This window comes from Pseudorhodoplanes sinuspersici (assembly GCF_002119765.1).
Classification (GTDB): Bacteria; Pseudomonadota; Alphaproteobacteria; order Rhizobiales; family Xanthobacteraceae; genus Pseudorhodoplanes; species Pseudorhodoplanes sinuspersici.
On record NZ_CP021112.1, the window covers coordinates 1729010 to 1742016 of the forward strand.

Annotated in this window: 10 protein-coding genes and 1 tRNA gene; 6 read left to right on the forward strand and 5 right to left on the reverse strand. The window is 62.4% G+C overall.

All coding sequences use genetic code 11. The annotated features are described in order from the left end of the window. Positions 1-25: 25 nt before the first annotated feature. Positions 26-4852, reverse strand: coding sequence for an NAD-glutamate dehydrogenase (locus tag CAK95_RS08495; protein WP_086087525.1), 4827 nt, complete (start codon positions 4850-4852; stop codon positions 26-28). Between the two features lie 400 nt (positions 4853-5252). Here CAK95_RS08495 and CAK95_RS08500 point away from each other — a divergent pair, with 400 nt between their 5' ends. Together CAK95_RS08500 and ggt are read left to right on the forward strand one after the other, a co-directional pair. Then, positions 5253-5807 (forward strand): peroxidase-related enzyme, encoded by a 555-nt coding sequence (locus CAK95_RS08500; protein WP_086091284.1) that lies wholly within the window; start codon positions 5253-5255, stop codon positions 5805-5807. Between the two features lie 24 nt (positions 5808-5831). Beyond that, positions 5832-7580: a gamma-glutamyltransferase gene (gene ggt, locus CAK95_RS08505; protein ID WP_425349679.1), complete on the forward strand. Its 1749-nt coding sequence runs from the start codon at positions 5832-5834 to the stop codon at positions 7578-7580. A 157-nt stretch (positions 7581-7737) separates the two neighbouring features. On the opposite strand, the gene CAK95_RS08510 is transcribed toward ggt, so the two are convergent. From CAK95_RS08510 to CAK95_RS08525, 4 genes are all read right to left on the reverse strand, one after another. Beyond that, positions 7738-8349, reverse strand: coding sequence for a TPM domain-containing protein (locus CAK95_RS08510; RefSeq protein ID WP_086087526.1), 612 nt, complete (start codon positions 8347-8349; stop codon positions 7738-7740). Continuing rightward, on the reverse strand, positions 8349-9176 hold the full coding sequence (locus tag CAK95_RS08515; protein ID WP_086087527.1) for a TPM domain-containing protein: 828 nt from the start codon (positions 9174-9176) through the stop codon (positions 8349-8351). The genes CAK95_RS08510 and CAK95_RS08515 overlap by 1 nt, the downstream gene beginning before the upstream one ends. 13 nt (positions 9177-9189) lie before the next feature. Next, on the reverse strand, positions 9190-9816 hold the full coding sequence (locus CAK95_RS08520; protein ID WP_086087528.1) for a LemA family protein: 627 nt from the start codon (positions 9814-9816) through the stop codon (positions 9190-9192). Positions 9817-9961: 145 nt separating this feature from the next. Then, positions 9962-10036, reverse strand: a tRNA-Gly gene (locus CAK95_RS08525). 251 nt (positions 10037-10287) lie between these two features. On the opposite strand from CAK95_RS08525, the gene CAK95_RS08530 reads away from it, so the two are divergent. The 4 genes from CAK95_RS08530 (at position 10288) to CAK95_RS08545 (ending at position 12989) form a co-directional block, all read left to right on the forward strand. Continuing rightward, positions 10288-10902, forward strand: coding sequence for a prolyl-tRNA synthetase associated domain-containing protein (locus CAK95_RS08530; protein ID WP_342587999.1), 615 nt, complete (start codon positions 10288-10290; stop codon positions 10900-10902). 90 nt (positions 10903-10992) lie between these two features. Beyond that, positions 10993-11922 carry a thioredoxin family protein gene (locus tag CAK95_RS08535; RefSeq protein ID WP_425349701.1) on the forward strand — a complete coding sequence of 310 codons (930 nt, stop codon included), beginning with the start codon at positions 10993-10995 and terminating at the stop codon, positions 11920-11922. 38 nt (positions 11923-11960) lie between these two features. Then, positions 11961-12635, forward strand: a complete 675-nt coding sequence (locus CAK95_RS08540) for an LON peptidase substrate-binding domain-containing protein (protein ID WP_086087531.1) — start codon at positions 11961-11963, stop codon at positions 12633-12635. Positions 12636-12794: 159 nt separating this feature from the next. Further along, a complete protein-coding gene (locus tag CAK95_RS08545) occupies positions 12795-12989 on the forward strand; it encodes a Trm112 family protein (protein WP_086087532.1) in 195 nt (64 codons plus the stop codon). Positions 12990-13007 lie beyond the last annotated feature (18 nt).

Here is a 13007-nt window from a genome sequence, read left to right on the forward strand (position 1 = left end):
CGCGGGAATGAGCGGAGTGTGGGTTTCACTTCCCCGCCAGATCGCCCAGCAAACTCGCCGCCACCGCGAGCTTCGACAGCGACAAGCCGGTATCGGCGATCTCGTGCATCGATGTGCGGATGCGTTCGACTTCGCCGGCGCGCGGCTTGACCCAGGCATCGACCGCGTCCGCACCGGACCGGCCGTCCGCCAGCGTCTCGGCGGTGAGATGCCGTGCGGCGCGGCCGAGTGAATCGCGCGCGCGATCCAGTGCCAGCCGGTCGAAATAATCGGTGGCCTTGATGTCGCGCGCCGCATTGGCGATGCGTTCGAGACGGAAATAGCGGACCACGGCGAGGAAAGTCCGCGCCACGTCCGGCATGTTGCGTCCGGTGCGATCCGCCACCAGCACGATATCCGGCGCGACATGCAGCGCCGGCAGGCTGGCGATGCGCAGGGCCAGCCTTTCCGGAACGCCGGACTCGGTCAGCTCCTTCGCACGCGCAGCCCTGGCATTGGCTGCGTCCTGCGCCAGCGTCTCGTCGAGCGCAAGCGACACTTCCTCGATGCCGCTCCTGTAGTGTTCGACGATTGACGCCAGCCCTTGATTCAGATCGACATTGCGGATGAACCACACCATGCGGTCGATCAGCAGCGCTTTCACCGCGGCATAAAGATCAAGCTGCAACGCGCCGGAAATCTTGTTGTCGAGTTCGTCGATCTCGCCATTCAGCGCGGTCATGTCATAGCTGTCGCGCACGGCAGCGAAGGCGCGCGCGATGCGATCCGGCGATGCGCCGGTTTCGTCGGTCATGCGGGCAATCAGCGAAGGCCCACCGCGATTGATGATCGAATTGGTGAGATTCGTTGCGATGATTTCGCGGCGCAGACGGTGATGCTCGAGTTCGCTCGGGAAGCGTTGCGTCAGCTCGGCCGGGAAATAACGCGTCAGCTCCTTGCCGAGATAAGGATCGTCAGGCACCGACGTGTCGAGCAGATCGCTGTACAGCGTGAGTTTGGCATAGGCGAGCAGCACGGCAAGTTCGGGCCGCGTCAGCGCCTGTGACCGCCGCCGCCGCTCGGCGATTTCGGCATCGTCGGGGAGAAATTCGACAACGCGGTCCAGCAGCCCGCGCGCTTCCAGCGTCTGCATCATGCGTTGCCGAGAGGCGAGATCGTCGAGGCCGGTGCGTTCGGCCAGCGAAATCGCCAGCGGTTGCAGATAGTTGTTGCGCAACACCAAAGCCGCGACTTCGTCGGTCATAGCGAACAGCAATGCGTTGCGGTCGGGCAGTGTCAGCGCGCCGGTGCGGAGCGGGCCGCCGAGCGCGATCTTGATATTCACTTCCACGTCCGACGTGTTGACGCCGGCGGAATTGTCGATCGCGTCGGTGTTCAGCCGCACGCCGCTTTGCGCCGCTTCGATGCGGCCGCGCTGGGTCATGCCAAGATTGGCGCCTTCGCCGACCACCTTGCATTGCAGGTCGGCGCCTGTGACGCGGATGGCATCGTTGGCGCGGTCGCCCGCCGCTTCGTCGGTTTCGCTCGCCGCGCGCACATAGGTGCCGATGCCGCCGAAGAACAGAAGATCGGCATCCGCCTTCAGGATCGCGCTCATCACCTGAATGGGCGTCGCCTTGTCGGCCGTGAGGCCGAGCAACGATTTCATTTCCGGCGACAGCGCAATTTCCTTCAGCGAGCGCGGAAACACGCCGCCGCCCTTGCTGATCAGGCTCTTGTCGTAGTCCTGCCAGCTCGATCGCGGCAGATCGAACAGGCGCTGGCGCTCGGCAAAGCTCCTGACCGGATCGGGGTTCGGGTCGATGAAGATGTCGCGATGATCGAAGGCGGCGACGAGCTTGATCGTATTCTCGCGCAGCATGCCGTTGCCGAACACGTCGCCCGACATGTCGCCGACGCCGACAACCGTGAACGGTGTCGTGCCGATATTGACATCCATCTCGCGGAAGTGGCGCTTCACCGCTTCCCAGGCGCCGCGCGCGGTGATGCCCATCTTCTTGTGGTCGTAGCCGGCCGATCCGCCGGAGGCGAAAGCATCGTCCAGCCAGAAATCATGCTCGGCGGAAATCGCATTGGCGGTGTCGGAGAAGGTCGCCGTGCCCTTGTCGGCGGCAACGACAAGATAGGGATCGTCGCCATCGTGCCGCACGACGTTGTCCGGCGGAATCACCTTGCCGTCGGCCGAGAGATTGTCGGTGATGTCGATCATGCTGGTGATAAACAGCTTATAGGCGGCCACGCCTTCGGCGGCGATGGCGTCACGCGGTCCGCCGATCGGCAAGTGCTTCGGTACGAAGCCACCCTTGGCGCCGACCGGCACGATGACCGCGTTCTTCACCTGCTGCGCTTTCACGAGGCCGAGCACTTCGGTGCGGAAATCCTGCGGCCGATCGGACCAGCGGATACCGCCGCGCGCAACCTTGCCGAAGCGCAGATGCACGCCTTCGACACGCGGCGAATAGACAAAGATTTCGTAGAGCGGGCGCGGCGCCGGCAGCGTCGTCAGCTTGCGGCTGTCATACTTGATCGCGATCTGTGCCTTGGGCCGGCCATCGTCGCCGATCTGATAGAAATTCGTGCGCAGCGCCGACTGCACCGCGTTGACGAAGTGGCGCAGGATGCGGTCCTCATCGAGGCTCGGCACATCATTCAGCGCGGTTTCGATCGCAGCGGCAATCTCAGCTTCGCGCATGTTGCGGCCTTCGGCGCTGAGGCGCGGATCGAAACGGGCATGGAAGAGATCGACGATATTCGCCGCAATCGCCGGATGTGCGCGCAAGGTCGCCCACATGTAATCCTGGGAGAAGGGCATGCGCACCTGGCGCAGGAAACGCGAGATCGCGCGGACCAACGCGATATCGCGCCACGCGAGACCCGCTTTCAGCACCAGCGCGTTATAGCCGTCATTTTCCGCGCCGCCGCGCATGACAACGAGGAAGCAGCTTTCCAGTGCGCCTTCCACCTTTTTGAGGTCGATCGCCTGGCCGTCGGCACTTTCCAGCGTCATGTCGTGCAGCCAGACATGCTTTCCGGTCGGGCGGATTTCATAAGTGCGTTCGTCGACGACCTTGAAGCCCATATTCTCAAGGACCGGAACGCGGCTGGAGAGCGGGATCGCGCCGTCAAAGCTCCACACTTTCAGCCCGATGCAGTGGCCGTCGGCGCCGTGCGGCGCATAGAAATCCATGCTGAGCGGGCGCTCCGCCGACAGCCCTTCCATCGTGCGGATATCGGCAACAGCAATGGCCGGCGAATAGCGATCGCGATAGCTCGGGCGGAAGGCGTCGCGATAGCGCTCGAGCAATTGACGCGCCTGTTGCGGTTCGCGGTTTTGCAGCAGTTGCTGAGAGAGGTCGTCGGTCCAGGTCCGGATCAGAGCGGTAATGCCGGTCTCAAGCGTGATCCGGTCGGGGTCGTCCATCGGCTCGGCCGAACGCGCGACAATGAAATGCGCGCGCACCAGCGGGCCTTCCGGCAAGAACAGGCTGAGGCCGCTGACATGGCCCTTGTATTCTCTCGCCAGCAGGTCGCCGACGGATGTGATGACATCGGTCGATGAACGATCGCGGGGCAGATAAACGAGGACCGACATGAAGCGATCGAATCGGTCGCGCCGCGGCAGCACGCGCACGCGCGGCCGCTCCTCAAGCTGCAGGATCAGCATCGAGAACTGGAACAGCAAGTCGTCGTCGATGCGGAACAGGTCGTCGCGCGGATAAGTCTCGAGCGTATTCACCAGCGCCTTGCCGGAATGGCTCGACGAGGAGAAGCGCGCACGCTTCATCAATGCATCCACCTTGCGGCGCAGATAGGGGATCGACCGTGTCGAGCGCGTATAGGCGGTGGAGGTGAACAGGCCGACGATGCGGATTTCGCCCGTTACCACGCCATTGGCGTCGAAGCGCTTGACGCTGACGCAATCCATGAACACGCGGCGATGCACGCGCGAACGCAGGCTCGCCTTGGTGATCATCAACGCATTCGGCTCGCCGTAGTAGGTCTGCAGGCCATGCAGGATGACGTCTTCACCGGCGCGACCTTTCAGTTCGTTGCGGTCCGGACGACGCAACACGCCGAGACCGGAATCCGGCACCATGGCCGGTTCGCGGTTCGGTCCGCTGAGGCGATAGTCGCGCATGCCGAGGAAGGTGAAATTCTCGGCCACCAGCCATTCCAGAAAATCCACCGCTTCGGAGACCTCACCCGCCGGCAGGGGCGGCGGGTTGGTTTTCATATCGGCGATCAGGTCACCGACGCGGCCGAGCATCGGCCGCCAGTCGCGCACGGCGGCCGTGACATCGGCCAGGACTTTCTCGAAGCCCTCGATCAGCGACGCCCGCGCTGCTTCATCGTCGATCCGGTCGACATGGATATGCATGAAACTTTCGCGGAGCACTGTTTCGGTGGTCGGGTCTTCCGCGGCCACCTGTTCGAGATGGCCGTTCTGATCGCGGGCCACCGCGAGGATCGGATGCACGACCAGCCGCACGGTCATGTTGCGGGCGGTCAGCTCCGCCATGATCGAATCGAGCAGGAACGGCATGTCGTCGTTGAGCAGCTCGATCACCGAAATCGCGCGGGTCTTGTCGGCATCCGGCGTCACGTCCGGGGCATAGATGCGGATCTTCGGGACGCCCGGCTTGCGTACCGCCATGAATTCGTAGGCCTGGGTGGCCAGAGCCGCGAGTTCCGCCGGGTTGTAAACGGCGATATCCTCGACGGAGGCGCGGGAAAACAGCCGCGCCACAAATCCCTCTGGCACCGCAGTGCCCTTGAGAAACTGCCCGGCCTTGTCGATCAATTGCCGGAGGCCCTTGTCTTCGGCGCTGACGGCAACGTGCTGGATATTCATGGCCTGCGACTCATTTCGTTGTGGTGGCGGAGTGTTCCCTACCGGCGGACAACCGTCGAGGGCTGGTGCGAGGGCTTGGGAAACGGCCCCGCGATGAATAGGTGGGGAGTTTGCAGCGCAATATGCAATGTGCGTTTTCGCCCCCGGGATCCGGCGATACGCTTGAGTTCGATCGAAGATAAGGGAGCATCGCGTGGCAAGACCACAGAACAAAACGGGCCAATCGATGGTGAAGCCTGAGCCGGTCCAAAGCCCGCGGAGCAAAGCACCGCGATATGACAAATCCAAGACGAAGACGTCGGCGATCATCGCATCCAAAACGATCGCATCCAAGGCGAAGTATGCGAATGGTTCACAGGCGGCGACCCGTATTCCGCCCGCAGCCGAAAACGATGATGTCATGGTTATCGCGCTGTCGCTGCCGAAGCCATCGCTGAACGAATCGATGTCGGCCTATTTCAAGAAATGCGAGGAGAAACTCGGCTTCGTGCCGAATGTGCTGAAGGCCTATGCCTTCGACATGGGCAAGCTCGAAGCTTTTGTTGCGATGTATAACGACCTGATGCTGGCGCCATCGGGCCTGAGCAAGCTCGAACGAGAGATGATCGCCGTCGCGGTGTCGTCGCACAACAAATGCTATTATTGCCTGGTCGCGCATGGTGCCGCTGTGCGGCAGATGGCGGACGATCCGGTGCTCGGCGAATTGATGGCGATGAACTATCGCGCCGCGCGCTTGTCGAAGCGGCAGCGCGCGATGCTCGATTTCGCGGTCAAGCTGACAGCCGAGCCTTGGGCGATCGAGGATCACGACCGCGAGGCCTTGCGCCGCGCCGGCTTTTCCGATCGTGATATCTGGGATATTTCCGCCGTTGCCGGCTTCTTCAATATGTCGAACCGGGTGGCCTCTGCGACCGATATGCGGCCGAACAGCGCTTATCACGCGCAAGCGCGATGACTGGCACGTCTGGCATTTAGAGACATGATGCGAAAATTCCTGACTGCCGCGGCCATTGCGATGGCCGCTCTCTCTCCCGTCTTTGCTCCCGCTTTTGCGCAGGACGTGGTTCTGACGCCATCGCGGCCGCTGTTCGATATCCCGGCCGTGCAGCCGGTGACCGCCCGCAACGGCATGGTGGTGGCGCAGGAGGCGCTCGCCGCGCGCATCGGCGCCGATATTCTCAAAGCCGGCGGCAATGCCGTGGACGCCGCGGTCGCGACCGGCTTTGCCATGGCGGTGACTTATCCGCGCGCCGGCAATATCGGCGGCGGCGGTTTCATGGTCATTCATCTGCAAAAGAACAGGCAGGATATCGCGATCGATTATCGCGAGATGGCGCCGGCGGCGATCACACGGACGAGCTTTCTCAACGAGCAGGGCGACGCAGATCCGCAGAAATCCGTCGCCAATGGTCTCGCGGTCGGCGTGCCGGGAACGGTCGCCGGGCTGGCGCTGGCGCATCGCAAATACGGCTCGGGCAAATTCACGCTGGCTCAGTTGATCGCACCGGCGGTGGCGCTGGCCCGCGATGGCTTCATCGTCGATGGCGATCTGGCCGATACGTTCCATACCGCGCGGCCGCTGTTCGCGCGCTGGCCGTCATCGGCGAAGGTGTTTCTGAAACCCGACGGCCAAACCTATGGCAAGGGCGACAGGCTGATCCAGACCGATCTCGCCCATACGCTGGAAGCGATCGGCAAAAACGGGCCGCGCGCCTTTTATGAAGGGCCGATCGCCGAGAAGATCGCCGCTGCCGTGCGCGGTGCTGGCGGCGTGATGACCGCGGACGACCTCAAGGCCTATCGCGCGGTGGAACGCGCGCCGGCACGCGGGCGCTATCGCGGCTATGACATCGTTTCGATGCCGCCGCCGTCCTCGGGCGGACTGCATCTGATCCAGATCCTCAACATTCTCGAAGGCTATGACCTGAAAAAGTCCGGCGCGGCGACGCCGGAAACCGCGCATCATCTGGCCGAGGCGATGAAGCGCGCCTATGCCGATCGCGCGGTCTATCTCGGCGATCCGGATTTCGTGAAAGTGCCGGCGCGGGCGCTGATGTCGAAACGCTACGCCACGAGCCTGCGCACCGGCATCGGCGAACAGGCGACGCCCTCGACCGCGATCCGCAACGGCAATCCGGTGCGGGCGGAAAGCCTGAACACGACGCATTTCTCGGTGGTCGACAGGTTCGGCAACGCCGTGTCGAACACCTACACACTGAATCTCAGCTACGGCAACGGCCTTGTCGCCGAAGGCACTGGCGTTTTGCTCAACAACGAGATGGACGATTTCGCCGCCAAGCCGAACTCGCCGAACACCTATGGCCTGGTCGGTGCCGATGCCAATGCGCCGGCGCCGCGCAAGCGGCCGCTGTCATCGATGACGCCGACGATCGTCCTGAAGAAGGGCAAGGTGTTCCTTGTTACCGGTTCGCCAGGCGGCAGCCGCATCATCACCACGGTGCTGCAGATCATGTCCAATGTGATCGATCATGGCATGGATATCGCGCAGGCGACGTCAGCGCCGCGCCTGCATCATCAATGGCTGCCGGATCAGGTGTCGGCCGAGCGCGGTTATCCGGACGCGACCTTGCGGGCGCTGGAAGCGCGCGGCCACAAGGTGATGCTGCGCGCACCGGGCACGGCCTCGAATTCGATCATGGTGACGCCGAAGGGATTGGTCGGCGCCGCCGACACCCGCACGCGCGGTGCGCTGGCTGCGGGGTATTGACAACAAGTGTCGCCGCTCTCCGCTCATTCCCGCACCCGGATCTGCGCTTTGCGCAGCCCGAGTGTAAACTCCAGCGGGAATCCAGACTTAAAACCTGGGTCCCCGCCTTCGCGGGGACGAGCGGACATAATTCAGCTCGCGCTTAAAAAGAACCTTCTCAAATCTCGATCACCTTGTCCGGCAATTCGTTGCGGTTCAGCGCGCCGGGCGGGAAATGCTGCGACAGCACTGCGCTGCATTTTTCGATCGCGGCAATGAAACCATCAGCCGACCGGCCGTTGCCGATGCCTGCGATCAACGCGGCAACGGCCTCGTCCCAGACGTCCGGCGTCACCTTCGCATGGATGCCGGCATCGGCGATGATCTCGGCATAATGCTCCGCTTCCGATGCGAAGATCAGAACGCCGGTGCGCTGCTCGGTCTTCTGCATGCCTTGTGCAACGAATTGCCGGAGCGCTTCGGCATGCGCCTGTTCATGCAGCTTGCGGCGGGGCACGATGCGAAACCGGATCGGCGGCCATGACAGTAGCAAAGCCGCGACGATGAACACGATCAGCTGGATGAGATAGATCAGCTTGGCCGGCATCGTCGTCAGGAACAGCAGCGGCAACGGCGTCAGCAGCGCCAGCCCGGCCGCCCATGCGATCGGCACCAGCCGGTAATCCTCCGATCGCCTGGCGATCACGCAGAAGATTTCGCCCGATGTGCGTTGCTCCGCTGCCTTGATCGTATCGGAGATGCGCTTCTTGTCGGCTTCGGACACCAGCATCACCAGCTCCCCGACGATCCGCCGCCGCCGAACGATCCGCCGCCGCCGGAAAAACCACCGCCACCGCCCCAGCCGCCGCCACCGAAATCGCCACCGCCCCAGCCAGACCCGAGAATGATCGGGCCGGCACCGGCCCAGTTGCTGGTGCGGCGCACGCCACCAGCCGGAATGCCCCGGCCACCGCGGCGCATATTCGACAGCGCGTTCAGCACGGTCATGATCATCATGAACACGAAGAAGCCGATGAAGATCATGTCGATCGGATCGATCTGCTGCTGCTGCGCGGCGTTGGCCTGCGCAGCGCGCTGCTTATATTCGTCCGCATCGCCCATCAGCACTTGCGAGATGTCTTGCGCGCCGCGGGTGATGCCGCCCTGGAAATCGCCGGCACGAAAGCGCGGCAGGATCGAATTGCGAATGATGAAGTTCGAGATCAGATCGGTGAGCGTGCCTTCAAGTCCGTAGCCGACTTCGATGCGCACCTTGCGCTCGTTCGGCGCGACGATCAGCAGCACGCCATTGTCCTTGCCCTTCTGGCCGATCTGCCAGTGACGTCCGAGCTGATAGCCGTAATCCTCGATGCTCGTGCCCTGCAGCGATTTCAGCGTGACGACGACAAGCTGGTCGGTCGACTTGGCTTCGAGATCGGCGGAAAGCTTTTCCAGCGTGGCGCGCGTGTTGGCATCGAGAATGCCGGCGTCGTCGACAACACGGCCCGTCAGCGCCGGAAAGGTGAGCGACGATTGCGCCAGCGCCGCCGTCGTGATGACGGCGAACGCCAGCGCCAGGAAGAGGGCGCGAAATTTCGTCGCCTGCGGCAATGTCATCGCCTGCGATCTGTCAGAACTTCACCGATGGCGGGCGGTCGGCGTCGGGGGCGGTGGCCGAGAAGGTCTGCATCGGCTTGTAGCTGCGGTAGACGGTCGAGGCCCAGATCGAGCCCGGCAGCGTGCGCAGTTCGGTGTTATAGACGCGCACCGCCTCGATATAATCGCGCCGCGCGACGGCGATGCGGTTTTCCGTTCCCTCGAGCTGCGATTGCAGCGCCAGGAAGTTCTGGTTCGACTTCAGATCGGGATAATTCTCCGAGACCGCCAGCAGGCGGCCGAGCGCGCCGGACAACTGCGACTGCGCGGCTTCGAATTTCTTGAACGCCTCGGGATCGGTGACGGTACTGGCGTCCACCTTGATCTGCGTCGCCTGGGCGCGTGCCTGGATCACCCCTTCCAGCACGTCCTTCTCCTGCTTGGCATAGCCCTTCACGGTTTCGACCAGGTTCGGGATCAGGTCGGCGCGGCGCTGATACTGATTTTGCACATCCGACCATTTCGCCTTGGCCTGTTCGTCGAAGGTCGGAATGTTGTTGATGCCGCAGCCCGACACCATGAGCGCCAGCAGCAGAACAAAAAGCGGCGACAGCCGGCGAAGGGATGGAAGAGTAAAAAAAGTCCGAGTGGGGGACGTCATAGGGCGGGGCCTCCGGAGACGACAAAGCATCGCAACATGTGTGCGGTCAGACGCTTAATTTCGCGCTGAAATCGTCGCCTGCGGGCAGGAACCGGCGGATATGGTAACGGAAGTTCCGCGCGTGAGGGGACACGGCGATTAAAATTGGAGCGGGCGAAGGGATTCGAACCCTCGACCCCGACCTTGGCAAGGTCGTGCTCTACCCCTGAGCTACACCCGCATCCGTAAGCGTCCGGCGGAAGGCCGCCGGGCGCTTCCTATGCCAAATGCCCCCCGCCATTGCAACTGGCGCGACGGGCCGATGACGAAAATAAAGCGTCCGCGGTGGCAAATAAGGTTGATTATGGGACCAGTGCCGCGATTTTGGAGTTCCTGCACCATTTGCAGCAAGCTCCTGTCAGGAACTCCAAAATCAAAAGAGGCACTAGAATCATAGACTTGCTAGTGCACCTTTGTTGCCGAAGTTCGTGTATGAGATCGCCGCAGATACAGCACGAGCTTTGGAAACGGTGCATCAGTCGCCATTACCCGCTCGGGTCCGCCGGTTCCGTTCACCCTTTGCCCGCCATCCTGCCCGCCATGCCAGCCACTCCCGACACGCTTTTCGCCTATCTCGACCGGCTGGGAATCCGCCATTCCTCGGTCTCGCACCCGCCGCTGTTCACGGTGGACGAATCGCAGTCCCTGCGTGGGCAGATCGCCGGCGGCCACAACAAGAATCTGTTCCTGAAGGACCGGTTCGGGGCGCTGTATCTGGTGGTGCTGCTGGAAGATGCCCGCATCAACCTAAAAACGCTGCCGGAGATCATCGGCTCCGGCCGGATCTCGTTCGGCTCGGCCGATCTTTTGCGCGAGGTGCTGGGCGTCGAGCCCGGCTCGGTGACGCCCTTTGCCCTGATCAACGACACGGACCGCAGGGTGACCCCGGTCCTCGATGCCACGATGATGCAGCACGACATTCTCAACTATCACCCGCTGGTCAACACCATGACCACTTCGATCGCCCGCGATGATCTGCTCCGGTTCATCCAGTCGACCGGACATACCCCGCTGATCCGGCCGGTGTCGGACCGGCCGGCCGACTGACCTTGCCGATTGCATTTGCCATCGTGGTGGCCATTTAATGGGCTGGAATTCTGAAGAGCTTGGACCGGGCTGTTTGGCCCGCAGGGATTACTGACAATGCTTGAGAATATCGGCGAGGCGCCGACCGTTGCGCCCGGCGCAGACCTGATCGTGGACACGACCACGCAAACCTTCGTCAAGGACGTGATCGAGGAATCAAAACGCCGGCCGGTGCTTGTGGATTTCTGGGCGCCCTGGTGCGGACCCTGCAAGCAACTGACGCCAACGCTGGAGAAAGTGATCACGGCTGCCAAGGGCAAGGCCAAGCTCGCCAAGATGAATATCGACGAGCATCCGGCGATCTTCCAGCAGCTCGCACAGCAGATGGGCATTCAATCGATCCCGGCGGTGATCGCGTTCGCGAACGGGCAGCCGATCGATGGCTTCCTCGGCGCGTTGCCGGACAAGCAGGTGACCGAATTCGTCGAACGTCTGATCAAGGATCGCGTCGGCGACGAAGGCAAAGACATTCTGGTGGCTGCGGATGCAGCGCTGGCCTCGAAGGACTACACCGCAGCCGCCGATGCCTATGCGCAGGTGCTGGCGCAGGACAATGCCAATGTGCAGGCGCTGGCCGGCCTCGCGCGCTGTTATGTCGGCACCGGCAATATCGAACAGGCGCAGAAAACGCTGGCGATGGTGCCGGACGGCAAGCAGAACGACACCGCCGTGGCCGCAGCGCGCGCGGAAATCGAGCTTGCCACGCAAACAAAGGATCTCGGCTCCATTGCCGATCTTGAAGCCAAGGTTGCGGCCAACCCGAAGGACTATCAGGCGCGCTTCGATCTGGCGCTGGCGCAGAATGCCAAGGGCGATCGTGAAGCCGCGCTCGACAGCCTGCTCGAGATCGTCAAGCGCGATCGCAAATGGAACGATGACGGAGCGCGCAAGCAGCTCGTGCAATTGTTCGATGCCTGGGGCCCGACGGACGAAGCGACCGTAACGGGACGGCGAAAATTATCGTCGGTGTTGTTCGCGTGATCGCGAACGCAAAGTGAAATGAGGGGCGGAGTGCGGCGATGCCCATGAACGTGACGTATGAGGGACCGATCGATTTGCCGGAGGTGATTCCGGTCTTTCCGTTGCCAGGCGCCTTGCTGCTGCCGCGCGGCCAGATGCCGCTCAATATTTTCGAGCCGCGCTATCTTGAGATGATCGATGACGCGCTGGCATCGCGCCACCGTTTGATCGGCATGATTCAGCCGGACAGCGCACATCCCGGTCCGGAGGACAGGCCCAACCTGTTCAAGATCGGTTGCGTCGGCCGCATCACGCAGATCGCCGAGAGCGGCGATGGCCGCTACCTCATGCAACTCACCGGTGTGGCGCGCTTTCGCGTCGAGGAAGAGTTGACGGTGCAGACCGCGTACCGGCAATGCCGCGTGACGTATGCGCCGTTCGCCGACGATTTCATCGCACGCAAGGGCGAAGAAGAGGTCGACCGCAAGCAATTGTTGCGTGCCTTGTCGGAATTCTTGCAGGCCAACAACCTGAAAGCCGATTGGGACGGCATCGAGAATGCGCCCAACGAAGCGCTGGTCAATGCGCTGGCGATGATGTCGCCTTATGGTACCGCGGAGAAGCAGGCGCTGCTGGAAGCGCCCGATCTCAAAACGCGCGCGGAAATTCTTGTGGCTGTCACGGAAATCGAGTTAGCCAAAAGCAAGAGCGACGGTGAAACGCCGTTGCAGTAATGGCTTTCAAATAAGTGTATATCGCAGCTCAATATGTTACGTCATGCGCGGGCTTGACCCGCGCATCCATTGCTTTCGAATGATGGATGGTGGGGGCATAAGGCGCGAAGACGCCGTCTTAAACGGCTTATGCCCGGCCATGACAGCGGAGAAACTATCATGCCCGACAGTCACCGAAGCGGCGAGAGCGTCGATCCGAAGCTTCTCGAAATTCTGGTCTGTCCGCTCACCAAGGCGACGCTGGAATACGATCGTGTCAAGCAGGAACTGATTTCGCGCAGCGCCAAGCTCGCTTATCCCATCCGCGACGGCATACCGATCATGCTGCCGGAAGAGGCGCGCAAGCTGGATTGAAACGATAAAGACTCTCTC

Bases quoted from the DNA above. Each gene is read 5' to 3' on its own strand.
- CAK95_RS08495 (WP_086087525.1), bottom strand. From the start codon at position 4,852: ATGAATATCCAGCACGTTGCCGTCAGCGCCGAAGACAAGGGCCTCCGG.
- CAK95_RS08500 (WP_086091284.1), top strand. From the start codon at position 5,253: ATGGTTATCGCGCTGTCGCTGCCGAAGCCATCGCTGAACGAATCGATG.
- ggt (WP_425349679.1), top strand. From the start codon at position 5,832: ATGATGCGAAAATTCCTGACTGCCGCGGCCATTGCGATGGCCGCTCTC.
- CAK95_RS08510 (WP_086087526.1), bottom strand. From the start codon at position 8,349: ATGCTGGTGTCCGAAGCCGACAAGAAGCGCATCTCCGATACGATCAAG.
- CAK95_RS08515 (WP_086087527.1), bottom strand. From the start codon at position 9,176: ATGACATTGCCGCAGGCGACGAAATTTCGCGCCCTCTTCCTGGCGCTG.
- CAK95_RS08520 (WP_086087528.1), bottom strand. From the start codon at position 9,816: ATGACGTCCCCCACTCGGACTTTTTTTACTCTTCCATCCCTTCGCCGG.
- CAK95_RS08530 (WP_342587999.1), top strand. From the start codon at position 10,288: ATGAGATCGCCGCAGATACAGCACGAGCTTTGGAAACGGTGCATCAGT.
- CAK95_RS08540 (WP_086087531.1), top strand. From the start codon at position 11,961: ATGCCCATGAACGTGACGTATGAGGGACCGATCGATTTGCCGGAGGTG.
- CAK95_RS08545 (WP_086087532.1), top strand. From the start codon at position 12,795: ATGCCCGACAGTCACCGAAGCGGCGAGAGCGTCGATCCGAAGCTTCTC.